This is a genomic window from Microcoleus sp. T3_A4 (genome assembly GCF_036700465.1).
GTDB lineage: Bacteria > Cyanobacteriota > Cyanobacteriia > Cyanobacteriales > Microcoleaceae > Microcoleus.
In genome coordinates, this window is record NZ_JAUBOY010000029.1 from 1 (window position 1) to 19,578 (window position 19,578).

The window sequence follows — 19,578 nt, forward strand, 5'->3', positions numbered from 1 at the left end:
GGGGCGCAAAAGTCACAGTTATCGGAGCAATTAGCTTAAAAAAAGTAGTAGGATTAATGACGCTCAACGGGTCAATGGATGGCAGAGCTTTTGAAGTCTTTATTGAACATTTTTTAGTGCCCAACTTATGGGAGGGTGCAGTAGTTGTTATGGATAATCTACCTGCTCACAAGTTGGGCACTATTGAACCATTGATACAAGCCGCTGGTGCTAGTTTACTGAACTTATCACCCTATTCTCCCGATTTCAATCCTATAGAATTATGGTGGTCCCAACTGAAAGCTTTTTTACGTCAGTTCTCACCAAGCACCACCAAGATGGTTGATATTTTGCTGGCTACTGCCCTTGATTTGGTCAATCCTAAGCACTTTAAAAACTGGTTTACAAGCTGCTGTTACTGTACTTCATAAACCTGGAATCTGCTGTAAGTCATTTAGGTATGATTTACGCTCATAAACCCGGTTTCTGCAAAAAATCTTGAGTTTGGCTTTGTTAGTACATTGTGGTCAATTGTAACAACTTTATAAATAAAAAAAAGCGCCTGAGTTCCCTCAGACGCCTACCCTAAAATCAACAAATTGTCAACCCTAACCTAACCATTCAAAGCCTCAGCACCGCCGCAAACTTCCAGGATTTCCTGAGTAATTGCTGCTTGCCGCGCCTTGTTATAAGTCAGCGTCAAACTACCAATCAAATCGCTAGCATTCTCACTAGCATTGTTCATCGCAGTCATCCGCGCCGCCAACTCGCTAGCAGCAGACTCTTGCAAAGCCCGCAGCAATTGGTTGTTCAAATACAAGGGCAAAAGAGCCTCCAGAATTTGCGCCGGATCTTGCTCGAAAATCATGTCCCTGGGCAAACTCTTCGTAGGTGAAGCAACCTTCTCGCGCGATACTTGAAACTGTCCGCCTTGCGATGTCAAGCGGAAGATTTCATCATCGGGAGTTTCCAAACCTTGGGGGTCGAGGGGCAGCAAGGTTTGAATTACCGGACGCGAACTAATTAGCGACACAAACTTGGTGTAAATTAGCTCAACTCTGTCCACAGTTCCCGACAGGAACAAAGAAAGCAATTCGTCAGCAATTTGTGCCGCTTCCGGTGCTGTGGGAATTTGTTCTAAGTTAGCGTAAGTAGCATCGATCGGCTGTTCGCGGCGCTGGAAATACTGAGTAGCTTTGCGTCCTACCAACACGTATTTGTAGTCTAAGCCTTCAGCTTTGATTTCCTTAGCGCGATTTTCGGCGTATCTGATGATGTTGCTGTTGTAGCCGCCGCACAAACCCCGATCGCCCGAAACTACCAACAGTCCCACCGATCGCACTTCGCGTTTTTTCAGCAGCGGCAAATCCAGGTTTTCAAACTGCAAGCGTTCCGCCAAACCATACAATACCTCTGCCAGTCGATCGGCAAAAGGCCGAGTAGCAGTCACCTGTTCTTGAGCGCGGCGCACCTTTGCAGCGGCCACCAAGCGCATTGCTTCTGTAATCTTTTTAGTGTTCTTGACCGACTTAATGCGATCGCGAATAGTTTTCAGATTTGCCATAACTTTCTCCTTACATCCTTGCCCGCATCTTCTTAATTAAAACCGCAGATTAACGCAGAGTAACGCAGATTAACTTCAGATTATCTACGTTAATCCGCGTTCATCTGCGGTTCAAAATTCCTACTTGTCTACTACGCAGAAACTAGAAAACTTTGCTTGTATTCAGTGATGCCTTCTTTCAGCAGCTTTTCAGCTTCATCAGTCAAGGCCTTTCCGCCTTGAACAATTTCGCCGTACTTCGGCTTGCTAGTCCGCAAATAGTCGCGCAAACCAACAGTAAACTTGGTGACTTTTTCCACAGGAATGTCATCCATATAGCCGTTAATACCGGCATAGATTACAGCCACTTGTTCGTTCATCGGCAGAGGCGAACTTTGCGGCTGTTTCAACAGTTCCCGCAAGCGCTGACCGCGCGACAATTGATTCTGAGTAGCTTTATCCAAGTCAGAAGCAAACTGAGAAAATGCTGCCAGTTCTTCAAACTGTGCCAATTCCAATTTCACCTTACCGGCTACTTTTTTCATCGCCTTAGTTTGAGCTGCCGAACCTACCCGCGATACGGAAATACCGGGGTTTACTGCCGGACGCAAACCAGCGTTAAACAAGTCAGAAGAAAGGAAGATTTGACCGTCGGTAATCGAAATTACGTTCGTCGGAATGTAAGCAGAAACGTCACCAGCTTGGGTTTCGATAATTGGCAAAGCAGTCATGCTGCCTTCGCCCAAGTCGTCGCTCAATTTAGCAGCGCGTTCTAGCAAGCGAGAGTGCAGGTAAAACACGTCTCCTGGATAAGCTTCGCGACCGGGAGGACGGCGCAGCAACAGAGACATTTGGCGGTAAGCTTGTGCTTGTTTGGAAAGGTCATCGTAAATGACCAAAGTGTGCTTGCCTTTGTACATGAAATACTCGGCTAAGCTAGCACCTGTGTAGGGAGCCAAGTATTGCAGTGTTGCGGGGTCGCTAGCGTTGGCTGCTACTACGATCGTGTAGTCCATCGCGCCCTTTTCTTGCAGGACGTTGACGATGTTAGCTACTGTAGAAGCTTTTTGACCGATCGCCACGTAAACGCAGATCACGTTTTCCGATTTTTGGTTAATAATCGTGTCGATCGCGATCGCAGTTTTACCGGTTTGTCTGTCACCGATAATCAGTTCCCGCTGTCCTCTTCCCACCGGAATCATCGCATCAATAGCGGTAATTCCTGTTTGCATGGGTTCGTAAACAGAACGGCGAGAAACAATCCCCGGTGCCGGAGATTCAATCAAGCGAGATTCAGTAGTTTTAATTTCTCCTTTGCCGTCAATCGGACGGGCCAAAGCATCAACTACCCGTCCCAACATTGCTTCACCCACGGGGACTTCCGCAATTCTGCCAGTAGCAGTAACTGCCGAACCTTCTTGAATGCCGAGGCCTTGGCCCATCAACACTGCACCCACGTTATCTTGTTCGAGGTTCAGTGCAATGCCCACGGTGCCGTCGGCAAATTCTAGCAATTCCCCAGACATGGCTTTATCCAAGCCATAAATCCGAGCAATGCCGTCGCCTACTTGCAGAACAGTACCGACGTTAGAGACTTTTACGTCTTGGTCGTACTGCTCAATTTGCTGGCGAATAATGCTGCTAATTTCGTCAGGTCTGATTGCTGCCATGTCAGTTGTTTGTTGTCAGTTGTTTGTTGTCAGTTGTCAGTGGTCAGTTATCAGTTGTTCAAAACTACCAACCGTTAACTGCTAATTAAATTAGCTAATAGTCATCAGCTATTAACTATCAGGAATTCAAGCGAATTCCCAGACGGCGCAATTGTCCCCGCAGGCTGGCATCAATTACTTGAGAGCCTACTTTGATTACCACACCGCCGATTAAATCTGCGTCTATTTTGGTTTCAATTTCTACGCTTCTAGCGCTGGTCATCGCCTGCACTTTCTCGCGAACAGTCTGCTGTTGAGCGTCTGAAAGCGGGACTGCCGATGTAACTTCAGCCAATACTGTTTGGTTGAGTTCTCGGAGCCTTGCCAAGTATTGTTTGCCAATTCCTTCTAAAAAAAGAATTCTTCCTTTGTCTACTAATAGCTTCAGAAAGCTGTGCATCAAGGGGTTCATTTCTTCACCCGCTATTTGCTGAATCACGGCTTTTTTAGCATCCGGTTTTATCAGCGGATTGGCTAAAAATTGACGCAAGTCTTCCGAACCTTCTAGCAGGCTCAGCAAGGAACGAATATCTTCGCCAAACTTGTCTGAGAGATTGTTGGACTGAGCCAGTGACATCAAGGCAGATGCGTAAGGCTGTAAGACTTCTGTGCTGACTGTACTCACGTTTTAGCCTCCCAGTAACGCAATGCTGCGATCGATTAATTGGTGTTGAGCGCTGTCGTCCAAGCTAGTTTTTAGCTGGCTTTCCACCTTTGCTAATGCCAGAGATACAACCGCCGATCGCAGTTGGGCGATCGCTCTTTCCCGCTCCGCTTCCAACTCTTGACCTGCTGTTGCTCTCATTCTTTCAACGTCTTGCGCTGCCTGAGCTAGAATTGCTTCTTTTGCTTTCTTGGCAGTTTCTTCAGCCGCGGCACGAATTCGTTCCGCTTCTGCTTGCGCTTGAGTCAATTTTTGCTGTTGCTCTGCTAGAGCTGCTGCTGCATCTTTTTGGCGTTTTTCTGCTTCTTGAATCGCCTCTTGGATGGCCGAACGCCTCTCTGTCAGGATTTTACCTACAAATCCGCGCCCGAAATAAAACAGCACTGCAATAATAATGACCAGGTTAATCAGGTTGGTTTCTAAAATATCGAAATTTAAACCGAAACCACCTTCGCCGCTAGCTTCTGTGGCTAGCAATAAAACAGTCCCCATGATACTCTTCCATAATTGCGCGTGCAGATTGGGTGAAGCGATTTTAGATTTGAGATTCCATCAAAAATCTAAAACTCTTCTGTCTCGCTATTTGGCCAGCGACTGCCCTAATAGCTTTTCGAGAATTTGGCCGCTGAGCGCGTCTACTTGTTGTTCTAGTGAGCGCATTGCTTCTTGCTTTTGCTGCTCTATTTCTTGCCCAGCCTTTTCTCGCGCGACTTGAGCTTCTTGTTGAGCCTCAGCTACTTTTGCTGCCCCAATTTTTTGGGCATCAGCTTGAGCAGCCGCAATTACTGATTGAGACTGTTTGCGAGTTTCTCCCAGTTTTTGCTCGTACTGCTGCGCTAGTTGCTGAGCTTTTGCCAAGCGTTCTTGGGCGGAGACTTGAGTGTTGCGAATGTAATCGGCGCGATCGTCAATTGACTTGCTGAGCGGCTTGTAAAAAATTACATTCAAGACTGCGACTAGAATTAAAAACTGCACCGCCATCAGAGGCAGCGTAGCATCTATATCAAACAGTCCCCCTTCCTTAGCCGCTTCTTCAACTGCTAGTAATACTGTCCAGTGCATCATGATTTTTTGACGGCTTCCATCTAATTCGCTTAATCGATTTTAGATTTGAGATTTTGGATTAGAATCGCCAAAACCTCAAATCTAAAATTTTCAATTATTATGCGAAGGGGTTGGCAAACAGCAGCACTAGGGCTACGACCAAACCGTAAATTGTGAGCGCTTCCATGAACGCCAAACTCAACAGCAAGGTGCCGCGAATTTTACCTTCTGCTTCCGGCTGACGGGCAATCCCTTCTACAGCCTGACCTGCTGCATTACCTTGACCGATGCCAGGGCCGATTGCAGCTAAACCTACTGCCAAAGCGGCGGCAATTACGGAAGCGGCAGCAACTGTTGGGTTCATGATGATTTTCCTTATCTAAAGTACAAAATTGAGAACAGAAAGTCTAGAGAATTGTCCGATTTTACGGTAGAAAGTTTAAGTTCAGAAATTATTTTTTTCCTCCCTCATGCTTCGCCGTTTATCGTTAGTTAATCGTGGTGTTCTTCGCCGTGACCGCCTTCTAGAGCTTCACCAATGTAGGCGGCGGCTAAGGTAGCAAAAATCAAAGCTTGAATTGCACTCGTAAATAGTCCCAGAACCATCACTGGCAGAGGAACAAATAAAGGCACTAGCAACACTAGCACTCCGACTACCAATTCGTCCGCAAGAATGTTGCCAAACAAACGGAAACTTAGGGACAGAGGCTTAGTGAAATCTTCTATGATTTTGAACGGCAACATGAAAGGCACCGGTTCAACATAGTGGGCGAAATACCCCAAGCCGCTTTTGCTGAGACCTGCATAAAAATATGCTAGAGAAGTCAGCAGTGCAAATGCTACCGTCGTGTTGATGTCAGCGGTAGGAGCTCCCAATTCCCCTGATGGCAGCTTAATCAGCTTCCAAGGAATTAGAGCGCCAGACCAGTTTGACACAAAGATGAACAGAAATAATGTACCAATAAACGGTACCCAAGGGCGATATTCTTTTTCCCCAATTTGGTTTTTAGCCAAGTCCCGAATAAATTCCAGCGCATACTCCATAAAATTTTGCATTCCGCTGGGAATTCGCTGGATTTTGCGGGTTCCTAAAATCGAAACTACGACTAAAACAGCAATTACAAACCACGAGGTTAGAAAAACCTGCCCGTGCACTTTCAGATTGCCGAGTTGCCAGTACAACTGCTGGCCAACTTCCAATTCGGCGAGGGGGAAACGATTAAAGGTGTTTAGAACGTCAAGCATTGCCATTCAACGGGCTTCCCCATACAAATCGATGAGTTGAGTTTTGCTCTTCTTGCCTGACCTACCTGTAGTCTAGTGCTAATGCACTTCGGATCACGTAAACCAACAGCGCAGCTTTGTAAGTCAGAAATCCCAAAAATATCGGTAAAATCTGTAGCTGATTCCACTGTGTTCCTACTATCATCACCGCTAAAAACACACCCAGCCTTGTCTTGCTGATGCGCTGATTTTGGCTGCCGATTCGTTCAACGTCTCTAGCCAACATCTTTAAGTAAACCACACCTGTGCTCGCCCCAAGCAAATAATTCAGGGCAATATTGAGGGAGTAAAAAATCCAAACGGAGATAAAAATAATCGCCGTAAAAGCAAGGGTGTACGCCAACAACTCTTGTTGGAGGCGATAAAAGTCTTGCATGGGATTGCTAGTCTCGGACGAGGCTGTCGAAACTGTCGAGACTGTGCCAGCTTGAGGAATATCCTCGTTTGCTGCTGCGGGTTCGGTGGGTGTGTTTTGCGTGTTCACGAAGCTCAGAAACTAATGCAGGTAGCAGGCGAGTGCTTTGCAAACTCAGAAAAATCATACCACGCTGCGGTAACAATACTTAAAATAAAATTAATCATATTTTCGGAATTTGGTGTCTGGCGCTTCGGAAACCTCAAGCCGTTCAATGTCCGATCGACCTCACCCTACCTCTCCTACCGCCAGACCCCACTTTCTTACACATTGTTCTCGTGCTTCTCACTAAGTAAACCTCACTTAGTGAGTTAATACAGAGGACGATCGCCCGAATCGATGAGGTAACTCTCTGTTGTCTGCCTCTGCGCGCTACAAGAGTTAATTCAAATTCGATCTCATTCAATAACCTTAAACTCTTGAAGCGCCGGAATGAAATTTTTATTCTCGTGGCTCGATCGACTAAGCTTAATCAAAGCAAATCGCTGTAGTGGCTGCAAACTCGCCCACTGTCCCAAAGAAATTGTCACGCCGAGCTCTTGCGCTTTTGCAGAAACAGACTCCGGTACAGTTGCAGCATCCATCCACGGGGGATTTTCATCAACCGCCAAATCAGTTCCCGGTTTGCCTGTCTGTTGAATTAATACTTGGTTTAGCTTTTCTCGGTAATCAATAATTTCTGCTTTTGTCAAGCAAGGCTTCTCTACAAGGATTTGACGTTCTGCTTGGTTGAAATGATTCCAATCCTGCAACTTCAATTTAATGCCGCAAGTATCTAATTTGAGACGTACTTGCATCGGAATGCAGCGCAAAGCTTCCACAAAATCAGCTTCAAATTCAAAAAACATATATTTAGCAAGTTTATTTTAGTTGTGAATGAGATTTTTTTTATTAACCGCAGAGGGCGCAGAGGGCGCAGAGTAAGAGAGGTGGGGGAAGGTGAAAAGAAATTGATGCAGGTTTATTGCTCTCTATCAATAATTGCAGAAAATCGAGTCAGCATTTATAATTAAATAATATTACAAACTATTGACATGGATACCGTAGACTACCTTCGGATTAGCTTGATAGACCGCTGCAACTTCCGCTGTCTCTACTGTATGCCGGAAGGTAGCGAGTTGGACTATGTATTGCAGCAGCAGTTGTTAACTCACTCGGAATTGCTAACTCTGCTGCGGGAAGTTTTTATACCCGTGGGATTTACCAAGTTTCGCTTGACTGGAGGGGAACCGCTACTGCGGCCTGGGGTGGTGGAATTGGTAAGGTCGATCGCCTCAATGCCCGAAACGCGAGATTTGTCAATGACAACTAATGGTTTTTTGCTGGCGGGAATGGCGGAAAATCTCTACAATGCTGGTTTGCGCCGGATTAATATTAGTTTGGATTCCTTGGAACCGGAGACTTTTGATAAGATAATTGGTAGTCGGGGACGATCGCGATGGACGCAGGTTTGGGAGGGAATTCAAGCGGCTTATCAAGCTGGATTCGACCCGCTGAAACTGAATGTTGTAGTAATTCCCGGTGTGAATGACGGGGAAATATTGGGTTTAGCGGCGTTAACAATTAACCGGAATTGGCACGTTCGATTTATTGAGTTTATGCCGATCGGCAATGGGGATTTATTTGGCGATAAAGGTTGGGTAGCATCAGCCGAATTGCGGCAACAAATTAGCGACAAATACGGGTTAGCCGAGTCGGGAGTGCGCGGTAACGGGCCGGCGGATGTGTTTCAAATTCCGGGGGCGAAGGGTACTTTAGGATTTATTAGCCAAATGTCCGAGTGTTTTTGCGATCGCTGCAACCGGATGCGTTTGTCTGCTGACGGGTGGCTGCGGCCTTGTCTGCTGAACGAAACTGGTCAAATTGACTTAAAAACTGCTCTCCGTGGTGGGACTCCTATCCGCGAATTGCGCGATCGAGTGCGGCAGATATTGGAGATTAAACCGGAGATTAATTTCAAGCAGCGAGATTCGGGAACTACTCAGGGAAATTACAGCCGCACAATGTCTCAAATCGGCGGCTGAACTAACCGACATAGAGCGCTGAAGAAATAAAATACTTAAGGCAATACTTGAGTATAATTGTCACAGTATTCGATTCTCAACAAACTCGATGACCCTCAAGCCGATTCGGTGGGTTGGCCCTGCCCGCGAAGAAATCCAATCTCTTCCTGAAGATGCGCGAAAAGAAGCCGGTTTTTCACTTTGGACTCTCCAGCAGGGCATACAACCACCAGACTTTAAACCGATGTCGATCGTAGGTAAAGGCGTTGAAGAAATTCGGATTCGGACAGAAAATGCCTATCGGGTTTTCTATATTGCTAGATTTGAAGAAGCTATTTATGTGCTCCCTGCCTTCCAAAAGAAAACTCAGAAAACAGCCAAGAAAAATATCGAAGTTGGGCAGAAACGCTACCAAGAGTTGTTACAAAATCGTTTAAACTCAAGAGAACCGGAACAATGAGCGAAAATACTATTACCCAAGCAGTCGATAATATCTTTCTAGACCTCGGATTCTCATCTGAAGAAGCTGATAACTTACTAATCCGATCGCAACTAATTCTCGCCCTGACTCATCAGATTAAAGAGCGCGGTTGGACTCTCGATCAAACGGCTCAATATCTCCAACAGTCCAACGATCGAATCAAAGCTCTAACTCAAGGTAAAATAGGGCAGTTTTCCGTTGACAGTCTGATTGCAATGCTCAATAAAGTAGGTATGACTGTCAAAGTCGAAATTTGCCCCAAGGTAGCTTAGGTGAAAATTATGCAATTTGGCGCATTCTACAACTGAAACTCTCCTCCCAAAACTTGTCCAGCCGTTAAATTCAACTGCGGAAATGTTGGAGAAACAAGTGTTTGTTCCCCTTGAAACATCCCAACTTCGACATACTCACCCGATTCTAGTTGAAGTACGGCTACAATTTGCTCTTGAGGGTCAACAATCCAATACTCAGGGATACCCCGCGCTGCATATTGGGCTCGTTTGCTAATGTAATCGCGATCGCGCCCAACTCTACCTGGACTAACAACCTCGACAACCAACTGAGGAGGTGGCATAGTTTGGGTGATGGTTAGCCTGGTTGCTGTCAGCAAGATGTGTTCGGGGCGCAAAACCACCAAATCTGGGTAGCGGTTAGCTGCGTCGCCCTCCCGCACGATCGGAACTTGGATTTCGCAGATATGTGTTCTGATCAGCCTCAGTGGGATGAACCCGCTACTAGCCAGAGTGAATAGTAGATAGTTAGCAATGAAATTGTTGGGGCCCGATTCTGGTGGCAATCTTACTAACTCTCCATCAATTAATTCGTAGCGGTTGTCGGTGTCGTCCTCATAGGTGAGGTACTCTTCAAAGGTAAGTTTCTGTTTGTGGGCTTGTGTCATCTTTTACCTTCCAGGATTGCTATTGTTATTAAAATACTTACACATCCGAGGGAAGCGGCGGTCGCAGTGATTTTCATTGAATTAACAAGCTGGGTAGCACTGTCCGATCGACACGGGGCGATCGGCTCGACATCACGGACGGCTGGCACGTCTGGCACGACTCCAAAAATGCAGCATAGACGCGCGGTTGTGGGGTTTTGGGGTGATTGCACGTCTGGCACTGCTACGGCTGCCACAATCGCACCATTATAGATGTGTTATTATAGTGACTTGACGTTGAGGATATAAAAACTTTATAAATCAATAAGGAATAACTGTTTTATGAAAAATGCTTTTTCGATGTCCTTAAATCAAATATTTACAGCCAATAACGAAGTAATAAATTATCAATCATACGATAATTTATATTTAACTTGTTGCGTGTGTAAAGAAAGTGTATTTTTCAAGAAGGGAAGTGATTTAAATAAGTCCGGCATAATAAAATCACCACATTTCTCACATTATAAAGATAGTGGTAAAAATCCTTGTCCTGAGAGAACAGAGATTAACACCTCTTCAGCATATACTGATTCAGAGGGTAAAAAGCAAAGTTTAGAAAAGTTTCATAAGAAAATTCAAGATATCATTAACGAAGGGATAACTTATTCTGAAAGTATAACTTATCCAGAGCTTGAATATCATATAAAAAGAGGTGAACACTTGGTAAGTGAATATAATATAGATATTAACTTATGGCTAAGTAGATTTTACAAAAATAGAGAAAAAATTAAAAAATTGGCATTGACTTTTTATCATAATAAATCATCTGAAAGTCAGTGTATGTTTTTTTCAAATATAGTTCGTTATTTGTGCCTTCCTGCTAATGAACATATCTTAAAAAAAATCCTTTACTATGTATTTATTTTTAATAAAGAGATTTTCATTAAAAATGATTTAGATGAAGCTTTTTCTCACGTTCTTGAATTAATAAGTCATATTAATTTAGAAAATGAATATCGACAAGGGGAAAATTTTTTAAGGGGTTTTAATGACGATAATATCACAGAGGATCTACTACCAGAAGAAACTAACTTAGAAAGAGAAACTGTTAAGCCTAAAATGGTAACAATTCGTAGTCCTTACGACAGTTTTTTTGGCGGAAGTTATGAAACAGAAGTTTTAGAAAAAGTAGAGTTAGAGTATTATTTGTGCCGTTCTAAAGAACAAGGCAAATGGGGTCATATAGTTTACAAACCAATACCAAGAAGACCTCCCGAAAAAATCAGCATTAGTTGGCATGAAAATAAAGAGGGTGAATATTTGAATATACTCCACAATATGTCAATTGTAGCAATTTTTTATTTAACGAGAGATAGGACTATTAAATGGAAGCCTTTACCTGAGTATTTTGTAAGTCAGACTATTATCGCTCAACCTAAAAGTATTATTATTACTCCCCAAGAACATATTTTGAGTGAGAATTTATCTGAGTTTTTTAGTAAATGGCTTAATATATGGTTTTTTAAAGGCTCTTTCAATAACGATGCTCGCATATCAATTTATCCTCCACATTTTGTTAAGTTATTGTTTATTTTTAGAGCCTTTATAGGCGATGGGTTAACCGTAGAAGTGAACGTAAATCCTGAAGATATAGATAGTATTTATAAGGAATCATTACTTGAATTAGTAGGAAAGTCTAAATCGCTGAAAAAACGTTATTTGATGTCGAATTCACCTATAAAAAAATTAAAAATCAGTCATTTATAAAGAAATAAAATTGCACACCCTACTAGACTCGGATGACATAGCATAATTGCACCATAGACACGGTTTCGATAGTCGGAGTGCTTGCACGGTTAGAGTGTTAACACTTCTATGGTTAGCATAGTTATCATTACCCGCATTTTAAACAGCAACTCCACCAGTTAATTTACCAAAATGAATACAATTACCTTTAGAATCAACTCCAACAGTTACTCCCATAACATTACGAAATACTTCCGGTGGTATACCTGGTTTTCTGCTGATATTTATTGCTAAAGGGATAGGTTCAGACGGTTTATAATCAAACTCTCTACAATCTTTATTTTTACCAGGTATTATTTGTGAATTTGCTTTACCAAAGTCACTGAATAAAATATCTGCAATTATTGTAGTTTCTTCATTCAGTTCTCTGTACAGACGATCATTCAAAAACAACATAGTAGAGTATTTAAAGCGATTACCTAGCTCTTTTTCCCGACTGTCAGAAAGGTTTTGAGCCACACTAATAAATTTTTTAATATTCTGAGGATGATTAATATCTAGTTGTGCAATTTTAGCCCAATCATCTAAACATTTTTCAATTTGTACATTTGTAAGACCGTTTTGTGAATACCAAGCAGCTAGTGATTGCGAATCGCGAGGGTTACATATAGATTCCCAAGCATCCATGCCAGTAAGACAAATATGTTTTATCAAGAAATCAACTCTAATTACCATGTTTAGTCCTCTTTGGTTTGTATGTAGAAATGGTTGCTTTAAATCAGCATTTTGGATTTATACAGGTTTAAGTTTTAACTCAATCGCTAACGACTGTCAAGCAGCATCGGTCAAATTGACTGAACGAACCTTGCGGGAGACTTCTGTTCATCCTTTTTACAGACACGCATTTTTAGAGGTTTTAGTCTCTACCTCAGAAAATTACTCTTTCCTGATTTAGTAAAGTAACGTGCCTGATATTTGTTGGTCTTCTTAACTGGTTCCCAGGCTCTAGCCTGAGAACCGAGATCCAGAGGCTCTGCCTCGCTAGCGGATAAAAATAAAAATAAAAACAGGAGGCAGATGCTCATGGAATGTGTTCCCAGGCTCTAGCCTGGGAACGAGCAAACACCTACGCTTTGCGCTTCCGACGGCGAATCAGCACACTCATCACTTGCTTCGGATTAGCTGCACGTTGTACGGGACTCCAATCGCCCACTTCGGCAAATCCCAGGCGGTACAAAGTGAGTATGGTTTCCCTGACACCCGATTGCGAACCTGTCACCGTTACACACACCACATCCTGTTCCGATTCTGCTGCTGATCCGTCATTTGGCCGTGCAAATTTGTTGTCGTCAGGCAAGAATTCCTGTGACATAATTATGTTCTCCTGGTTTTAGGTTTTCTAGAAAAACCCAAAAACCCAGCCGCCCCGCTTTTCAACACATAGCAGGGCGGCTACAGAGAGTGTTATCATACTCCGTTAGCCTCCAGACTGCTGATATCAGTTTGGCGGTTATGCTGTCCATTGCTGCTCGCAACAGCTTTGGGCAGTGCAACTAGATTTTTGGGCGACACGGGCTACTTCCTCTACAAGCAAAGCAACCTCTAACTTCAAAGCGTAGCCGCAGAGGGGGGCCTGTGTCAATCCATTTGGGATTTGGGATTTGGGAAAGGTGCGTCAGCTTTGAGATTGCTTCACTACGTTCGCAATGACAGAAAATCCTAGTACGTGCATCCAGGATTAACTGGTTCCCAGGCTCTAGCCTGGGAACGAGCAATCGCCTACTTCCTAGGCTTTGCGCTAGAGTTATAATATTAAAATCAATTTAAAAAGTGCGCTTGATTTTGTTATCGTCAACCCAAAAAATTGCACTCAAGGATAACTATGCTGCACAATCTTCAGCAATCTCACCAAGAAGAGATACAGACGATTACTCAAGTTTTGGGAAAAATCACCAACCGCACGGCGGATCAGATTAAACCATTACTAGATGCGATGCTCAAACAGCTAATTGAACCTCAACAACCTCCATTTTATGAAACAGCTACCCCAACAGAATGGTCAATAGCATTTCAAGAATGGGTTGACAGTCATCGTACCCTAAATCTCCCCACTCTTTCAGATGAAGCTATTAGCAGAGAGAGCATTTATGGAGACAGAGGTTAAATATGCTTTCACCCATATCCTAACTTTTAACATTGCTGATTTCGCTCGTTATTCACAAATTACGGCTGTTAATCCTCCAACTGTAAAGCCTTGATTAATTGGGGATTTAACAGAAATTATACTCCGAGCAAAGAACAGGCAAGATGCCTGTTCCACAAAAAGCTAATTTGATTGTGGGGAGTAGGAGTTAAGCATCTTGCCCGCCCTTAGATTTTACCGGGTGTTAGCAAAATTAGCTGTTTTGATAAGATCGATCGCACTTCATCCAATCCCATCTCCACATCCGCCAAAATATCTCCCACAGTTCTGGTATTGCAACCTTGCAAAAACTCAAATTCAGCACTTGACAAATTGACCAATTGGTAATTGCAATCAAACACTTGTTGACTAGGCCAACCGTGCATACAACCACTCAACTCTGGAATGGCCGCCAAAAGTGCCTGATCGTCCGACCAATCAATTTTATTAACAGGCTTTTTGCCCAAGAAAAACTCGTAATGAGTGATTTCCGTATCCAACAATTCAATTAATCGATAAAGCTCCCTTTCCGTCAAACCCTGAGCTCTTTCTATCAATTCCGGCGCTTTCCCCAAAAGTCTTTCTAACTGCCAATATCCCGGATTTGAGAAACCGATAAATTCCAATCCCGAAGCGTCAATTAACTCGAACAAAGTCTCAATATTGTAGTCAATTTCCTGCGGGTGAACGTACATATCAGCAAAACATTCGTCTCGCTGATTTTCTCCTGCCCAACGCTGTTTTTCGTACTTGACAAGACGGTTGTTTTCTGGTAAAGAAGCAAAGATTTGACGACCGACTTTCACACCATCGGGATAGTCACCTTTTTTCGGGCCTTGGAGAAGTGCGATCGCCCTTTGCATCAGTTGAATTTCCCAGCGTCCGAGCTCAGCATACACAAAAATGTGCATCAAACCCCCCGCCGCCAACTTCGCAGCCAGCGATTGAATGCCCCGGATCGGATCGGGTAAGTGGTGCAGCACGCCCACGCAGTTGATCAAATCAAACTCGCCCTCTAACTCGGCGGCATCGTACAGGCTGAGGTGGCGAAAATCAGCTTCGCGCGCTCCCGATCGGCGACAGCGTTCTTGTGCTACCTTCAAAGCACCTTCACTCAGGTCGATCGCCGTCACCGAAGCTTCAGGATTGAGGTGAATCAGATAATCAGTGCTCGAACCAGTGCCGCAGCCAGCGTCTAAAATCCGAACATCAAGTTTTGGCGGCTTTTGGCCGGTGCAAAAATTGTAAGCATCAGGCCAACTCCAACGCCAGTTGTAGCCAGGGGGCGGTTCATCTGACAAAGGATCGGGCGGGAAAGGGAAAGTATCGTAAAGCCGCCGTACGGCAGCACTGATATCAGGCGTAGTATCCATAGGTGAGGCAATTGTGCGTGAGTTTGGGGATTGGTTGTCAGTAGCTACGGGGTAACAGCGCTACGCCATGCACTTGTGTTGCTGCGTTACTAGCAACCAAAGTGTTGCTTCGCGATAGTTGGGCAAGCCTGAAACAGAGGGATCGGGCGATCGACTAACCCCTGGTAGCCAAGCCCTGACAGCTTCTGCGTAATAAAACTTATCATTTTTTCTCATATAAGCTCTCTTAAATCTATACAATAAATCTCGACAGGCTTTTTAACAAACCAGGACTGTCAATAACCCACCGCTGAACTGTCGGGTAAAGCGGAGGCGTCTTTCAGCAGAAAGTCAAAAGCCCCGAAACAGGCAGAAGAAAATTTTTGATTTTCTTTTCCTTTAATTCAAGGCACTGGCTGCGATCGCCCAAAGGCAACTCTCCTGCCGAGTCTTTTTTTCCACGGGTATGCCGGCGGAGTGCAGCGGAGGGAGTACCCCGTGCCTGCCTTCGGATCGGACATTTCCCCGCAGGCAGAAAGATGAAACCAAAACATTTTAATCTAAGAAAGTAAGCGCGCCCGAACCTCGTGACAGGTAAAGGCAAAAAGTAAACAAAGCAAAAATACCTACTTTGACCTGCATCAGAAGGCAAGGTTAGTCTGGTTAAATGCTGCAACTATTTGGATAGGGAGCTAAGGAGTCTAATGACTGTAAAAGCAAGTGGTGGAAGCTCGGTTGCGCGTCCGCAACTATATCAAACTGTACCGGTCGCAACAATTTCGCAAGCAGAACAGCAAGACCGCTTTCTACAGCGGGGCGAACTCAGCGAACTGGCAAGTTATTTCAGTTCCGGGGCTCTTCGGATCGATATCTCTGCGACGCTGACCCAAAACTCGGAACTGATAGTATCCCGCGCAGCCAACCGGATTTTTACCGGCGGTTCCCCGCTGGCATTTTTGGAAAGACCACAAGAACCTGCGATGGCTGTAGCAGGCGCGGCTCGAGGCGGCTCGGCGAATGTCTCTGAAGGCATGAAGCTGGGAAATGTCACCTACGTAGAAAGCCGCGCTGGCGGCAACGGCGGTGGCGGCGGCGGATTCTTGGGGCTAGGAAATCTATTTTCTGGCAACGGTGGCGGCTACAGCGGCCCAATCCCAGCAGGATTTCAGCCGATCAATGTCTCGCGCTACGGCCCGGGCAACATGACCAAATCTCTGCGCGACTTGAGCTGGTTTTTGCGCTATATCACCTACGCGATCGTAGCTGGCGACCCGAACATTATTTCGGTGAACGTGCGCGGATTGCGGGAAATCATCGAAAATGCTTGCTCTTCGGCGGCCACAATTGTGGCAATGCAGGAAATGAAGGCAGCATCTTTGGGATATTTCAGAAACAATGCAGAGGCTAGTGCGATCGTCGGACAGTATTTCGACGTAGCTATTACCGAATTCAAAGCTCCCACACCTTCAGACAAGGTGCGGCAGCGCGAAAGCAACGACCAGCAAGGGCTGCAACTGCCTCAAATCTACTTCAACGCAGCCGAGCGGCGATCGAAATTCGTCATGAAAACCGGTCTGTCTTCGGCCGAAAAGCTAGAAGTAATCAAAGCAGCTTACCGCCAAGTATTCGAGCGCGACATTAGCCGCGCATACAGCCAAAGCATTTCTGACTTGGAATCCAAGGTCAAAAATGGCGAAATCTCGATGAAAGAGTTTATTCGCCGCCTTGGTAAATCTCCTCTGTACCGCCAGCAATTCTACGAGCCGTTTGTCAACAGCCGTGCTGTAGAATTGGCCGCCCGCCACTTCCTAGGCCGCGGTTTGAGCTCGCGGGAGGAATTTAGCAAGTATTTTGCGATCGTCAGCAAAGGCGGCCTGCCAGCCCTTGTAGACGCGATGGTCTATTCCCAGGAATATTCCGATTACTTCGGCGAAGAAACAGTGCCTTACCTACGCGGTTTGGGCCAAGAAGCTCAGGAGTGTCGCAACTGGGGCCCGCAAATTGATTTGTTCAATTTCAGCGCTCCGTTCCGCAAGGTTCCTCAGTTCATCACCTTGTTTGCCGGCTACAACCAGCCTCTGCCAGACCAGCACGTTTACGGTGTTGGTAATGACCCCTTAGAAATTCAGTTCGGCGCGATTTTCCCGAAAGAAACTCGCAACCCCAAGAGCCGTCCGGCTCCCTTCGGCAAAGACACTCGCCGTATCCTGATCCGTCAAGGTGCGGGGATTGACAATCAGTTGAGCAATCCGGCGGCTCGCGGTGCTGCTCCTGGTTCTCTGGGCCCCAAGGTCTTTAAATTAGACCAGTTACCGAGCAACTATGTTGCTTCCAAGAAAACTGCCCGCGGTGTCTCCAGCAGCTACAGCAATGCTTCCAGTGTCAAATATACCGAAAGTTCCACCCAAGCTGTGATTCGGGCAGCTTACCTGCAAGTGTTCGGTCGCGACGTGTTCGACGGCCAGCGCCAAAAGGTGGCGGAAATTAAGCTGGAAAACGGCGAGATTCCGATGCGCGAGTTTATTCGGATGTTGGCGAAGTCGGACGTGTTCCGCAATATGTACTGGAGCAAGCTCTACGTTTGTAAGGCGATCGAGTACATTCACCGCCGACTCCTGGGACGCCCTACCTACGGCCGTCAGGAAATGAACACTTACTTTGACATTTGCGCCAAGAAGGGTTTCTACGCGCTGGTCGATAGCATTCTGGACAGCACGGAGTACAACGAAGCTTTTGGGGAAGATACAGTGCCCTACGAGCGCTATGTAACTCCCGGTGGTTTGTCGATGCGGACGATGCGATCGGGTTCCGTCGCTGAGCAAAATGTCCAAGCTAAGACGCCCGAAACTCCTCGGTTTATCGAACTCGGCACTGCGCTCGATCGGGGCGATTTCGAGTTACAAAATAGCCTCGCTCAAGGTGTCAGCAAGCGGCGCGAACAAACTAAGGTGTTCAAGCTGACGACTACTTCGGACAAAGTAGCTTTGAAAACTTTAATTCAAGCTACTTACCGTCAAATTTTTGAGCGCGACATCAACCCGTATGTTGTGAAGAATGAATTCACGGCGCTGGAAAGCAAACTGGGCAACAATGAAATCAATCTCAAGGAGTTCATTGAGGCTTTGGGCTGCTCGTCGCTGTACATCAAACAGTTCTACGCACCTTATCCGAATACTAAGGTGATTGAGTTGGGAACCAAGCACTTCTTGGGCCGCGCTCCCCGCAATCAAGCGGAGATTCGGACGTACAACCAAATCTTGGCAAGTAAAGGGATTAAGGGCTTTATCAACGCGATGTTGAACAGCGTTGAATATGCCGAGGCGTTTGGCGAGGATACTGTTCCTTACCGTCGCTTCCCGACTCTGCCTGCTGCGAATTTCCCGAATACTGAAAGGCTGTACAATCTACTCACTAAGCAGAATGATGAGTTGGTGGTTCCAAGCTTTGAGCCAGTAGCTGCTACTGACAGAAGCTAGATTGATTTGAGGTTTGAGATATTAAATTAACATTAATTTAACATCTCAAATTAATTGAAGGGCTGGTGTAATTGCCAGCCTTTTTTTTGTATAATTGGGGGATTTTTAACCGCAGATAAAGAGGATATAAAAGTCTTATTTTAGTTGGGATAAAGACTTTTTTAAATAACCGCAGAGGACGCAAAAATCTCAGAGTTAGGGAAGAGAGAGTGTGCTAAGAAAGCCATTTTCTACTACAATAAGAGATTTAGTAAGGAGAAATATAGGAAGAAACCTGGTTTCTGAAGAAAGCGTGGGGAAGTCTTAGTTTCATTAAACTGGTACGATTCTAGCATCCGTTTTGGGGCAAGATCCAATCTGCCGAATCGGTGCAGCTAACAGTGTTAAATCTGCCACGGGATTGGCTGAAGCAATTAGATTTTAGGTTTGAGATTTGAGCCTATGTTGACTTGATAACCGCATCGGGCCGGATGCAAGTTCCCGCCCTTTATATATTCGGTTAACCGTACTCAAATACCCACTTTGACGCGAGAACATTACCGCCCACTCTTCGTCGTTGATTTCATTCAATATACAAAATTGTGGCACAGACAGAGCGATTGCTTAGTTATCGGGTATTAGTGATTTCCCTTCATTCTGTGTAGGCAAAAATTAGGTATAATTGGTGAGTGCGTATGATGATAAAAGTTTAAAAAAAGAATAGCCAGGGAGGGAAGAACTCAACCCTGAGAGTGATGAGTCATTACCATCTAAAATCTACAATCTCAAATTTAAAATCTAAAATTTTATGAGCTAAATCAAGATATTGACCGCAAAATAAAAC

General features: G+C 45.0%; 23 protein-coding genes. 8 read left to right on the plus strand and 15 right to left on the minus strand.

Annotated features, from left to right (window positions below; translation table 11 throughout):
* The coding region (locus QUA07_RS17230) for a transposase (RefSeq protein WP_445305897.1) at positions 1 to 410 on the plus strand (410 nt) is incomplete at its 5' end.
* Between the two features lie 182 nt (positions 411 to 592).
* Here QUA07_RS17230 and QUA07_RS17235 read toward each other — a convergent pair.
* From QUA07_RS17235 to QUA07_RS17275, 9 genes are all read right to left on the minus strand, one after another.
* Positions 593 to 1,543: a F0F1 ATP synthase subunit gamma gene (locus tag QUA07_RS17235; protein ID WP_006631110.1), complete on the minus strand. Its 951-nt coding sequence runs from the start codon at positions 1,541 to 1,543 to the stop codon at positions 593 to 595.
* Positions 1,544 to 1,674: 131 nt separating this feature from the next.
* A complete protein-coding gene (gene atpA / locus QUA07_RS17240) occupies positions 1,675 to 3,192 on the minus strand; it encodes a F0F1 ATP synthase subunit alpha (RefSeq protein WP_333162173.1) in 1,518 nt (505 codons plus the stop codon).
* A 118-nt stretch (positions 3,193 to 3,310) separates the two neighbouring features.
* Positions 3,311 to 3,856 carry an ATP synthase F1 subunit delta gene (atpH, locus tag QUA07_RS17245; RefSeq protein ID WP_333327144.1) on the minus strand — a complete coding sequence of 182 codons (546 nt, stop codon included), beginning with the start codon at positions 3,854 to 3,856 and terminating at the stop codon, positions 3,311 to 3,313.
* Positions 3,857 to 3,859: 3 nt separating this feature from the next.
* A complete protein-coding gene (locus QUA07_RS17250) occupies positions 3,860 to 4,387 on the minus strand; it encodes a F0F1 ATP synthase subunit B (RefSeq protein WP_190740265.1) in 528 nt (175 codons plus the stop codon).
* 87 nt (positions 4,388 to 4,474) lie between these two features.
* Entirely contained in the window at positions 4,475 to 4,960 is a 486-nt protein-coding gene (locus QUA07_RS17255; protein ID WP_006631106.1) for a F0F1 ATP synthase subunit B', read from the minus strand.
* Positions 4,961 to 5,057: 97 nt separating this feature from the next.
* A complete protein-coding gene (gene atpE / locus QUA07_RS17260; protein WP_006631105.1) occupies positions 5,058 to 5,303 on the minus strand; it encodes an ATP synthase F0 subunit C in 246 nt (81 codons plus the stop codon).
* Between the two features lie 128 nt (positions 5,304 to 5,431).
* Entirely contained in the window at positions 5,432 to 6,190 is a 759-nt protein-coding gene (gene atpB / locus QUA07_RS17265) for a F0F1 ATP synthase subunit A (protein WP_333071398.1), read from the minus strand.
* Positions 6,191 to 6,245: 55 nt separating this feature from the next.
* On the minus strand, positions 6,246 to 6,707 hold the full coding sequence (locus tag QUA07_RS17270) for an ATP synthase subunit I (protein WP_006631103.1): 462 nt from the start codon (positions 6,705 to 6,707) through the stop codon (positions 6,246 to 6,248).
* Positions 6,708 to 7,036: 329 nt separating this feature from the next.
* A complete protein-coding gene (locus QUA07_RS17275; RefSeq protein WP_333327147.1) occupies positions 7,037 to 7,486 on the minus strand; it encodes a nitrate reductase associated protein in 450 nt (149 codons plus the stop codon).
* Between the two features lie 186 nt (positions 7,487 to 7,672).
* Between QUA07_RS17275 and moaA the strand changes: the two genes are divergently transcribed.
* The 3 genes from moaA (at position 7,673) to QUA07_RS17290 (ending at position 9,394) form a co-directional block, all read left to right on the plus strand.
* Positions 7,673 to 8,662: a GTP 3',8-cyclase MoaA gene (gene moaA / locus QUA07_RS17280; protein WP_333327149.1), complete on the plus strand. Its 990-nt coding sequence runs from the start codon at positions 7,673 to 7,675 to the stop codon at positions 8,660 to 8,662.
* Between the two features lie 88 nt (positions 8,663 to 8,750).
* Positions 8,751 to 9,101 (plus strand): type II toxin-antitoxin system RelE/ParE family toxin, encoded by a 351-nt coding sequence (locus QUA07_RS17285; protein ID WP_333327151.1) that lies wholly within the window; start codon positions 8,751 to 8,753, stop codon positions 9,099 to 9,101.
* The gene (locus QUA07_RS17290) at positions 9,098 to 9,394 is read left to right on the plus strand and encodes an XRE family transcriptional regulator (RefSeq protein WP_333327153.1); all 297 of its coding nucleotides are present in this window, start codon (positions 9,098 to 9,100) and stop codon (positions 9,392 to 9,394) included. The genes QUA07_RS17285 and QUA07_RS17290 overlap by 4 nt, the downstream gene beginning before the upstream one ends.
* Before the next feature lie 26 nt (positions 9,395 to 9,420).
* On the opposite strand, the gene QUA07_RS17295 is transcribed toward QUA07_RS17290, so the two are convergent.
* Positions 9,421 to 10,020 carry a Uma2 family endonuclease gene (locus QUA07_RS17295; RefSeq protein ID WP_333327155.1) on the minus strand — a complete coding sequence of 200 codons (600 nt, stop codon included), beginning with the start codon at positions 10,018 to 10,020 and terminating at the stop codon, positions 9,421 to 9,423.
* Positions 10,021 to 10,086: 66 nt separating this feature from the next.
* On the opposite strand from QUA07_RS17295, the gene QUA07_RS17300 reads away from it, so the two are divergent.
* Both QUA07_RS17300 and QUA07_RS17305 read left to right on the plus strand, forming a co-directional pair.
* Positions 10,087 to 10,272 (plus strand): hypothetical protein, encoded by a 186-nt coding sequence (locus tag QUA07_RS17300; RefSeq protein ID WP_333327156.1) that lies wholly within the window; start codon positions 10,087 to 10,089, stop codon positions 10,270 to 10,272.
* Between the two features lie 69 nt (positions 10,273 to 10,341).
* Positions 10,342 to 11,766: a hypothetical protein gene (locus tag QUA07_RS17305; protein ID WP_333327158.1), complete on the plus strand. Its 1,425-nt coding sequence runs from the start codon at positions 10,342 to 10,344 to the stop codon at positions 11,764 to 11,766.
* A 138-nt stretch (positions 11,767 to 11,904) separates the two neighbouring features.
* Here QUA07_RS17305 and QUA07_RS17310 read toward each other — a convergent pair whose 3' ends face one another.
* The 3 genes from QUA07_RS17310 to QUA07_RS17320 form a co-directional block, all read right to left on the minus strand.
* Positions 11,905 to 12,480, minus strand: coding sequence for a hypothetical protein (locus tag QUA07_RS17310; protein WP_333327160.1), 576 nt, complete (start codon positions 12,478 to 12,480; stop codon positions 11,905 to 11,907).
* A gap of 391 nt (positions 12,481 to 12,871) precedes the next feature.
* Positions 12,872 to 13,117 (minus strand): hypothetical protein, encoded by a 246-nt coding sequence (locus QUA07_RS17315; protein WP_333327162.1) that lies wholly within the window; start codon positions 13,115 to 13,117, stop codon positions 12,872 to 12,874.
* 138 nt (positions 13,118 to 13,255) lie between these two features.
* Entirely contained in the window at positions 13,256 to 13,387 is a 132-nt protein-coding gene (locus QUA07_RS17320; RefSeq protein WP_333170347.1) for a hypothetical protein, read from the minus strand.
* A 240-nt stretch (positions 13,388 to 13,627) separates the two neighbouring features.
* Between QUA07_RS17320 and QUA07_RS17325 the strand changes: the two genes are divergently transcribed.
* A complete protein-coding gene (locus tag QUA07_RS17325) occupies positions 13,628 to 13,909 on the plus strand; it encodes a hypothetical protein (RefSeq protein ID WP_333327165.1) in 282 nt (93 codons plus the stop codon).
* A gap of 206 nt (positions 13,910 to 14,115) precedes the next feature.
* Here the strand turns inward: QUA07_RS17325 and QUA07_RS17330 are convergent, their stop codons facing one another.
* Positions 14,116 to 15,300: a class I SAM-dependent methyltransferase gene (locus QUA07_RS17330; RefSeq protein ID WP_333327167.1), complete on the minus strand. Its 1,185-nt coding sequence runs from the start codon at positions 15,298 to 15,300 to the stop codon at positions 14,116 to 14,118.
* Between the two features lie 60 nt (positions 15,301 to 15,360).
* Positions 15,361 to 15,516, minus strand: a complete 156-nt coding sequence (locus QUA07_RS17335) for a hypothetical protein (protein ID WP_333327168.1) — start codon at positions 15,514 to 15,516, stop codon at positions 15,361 to 15,363.
* Between the two features lie 467 nt (positions 15,517 to 15,983).
* On the opposite strand from QUA07_RS17335, the gene QUA07_RS17340 reads away from it, so the two are divergent.
* Positions 15,984 to 18,755 carry a phycobilisome rod-core linker polypeptide gene (locus tag QUA07_RS17340; RefSeq protein ID WP_333327170.1) on the plus strand — a complete coding sequence of 924 codons (2,772 nt, stop codon included), beginning with the start codon at positions 15,984 to 15,986 and terminating at the stop codon, positions 18,753 to 18,755.
* Positions 18,756 to 19,578: the final 823 nt, after the last annotated feature.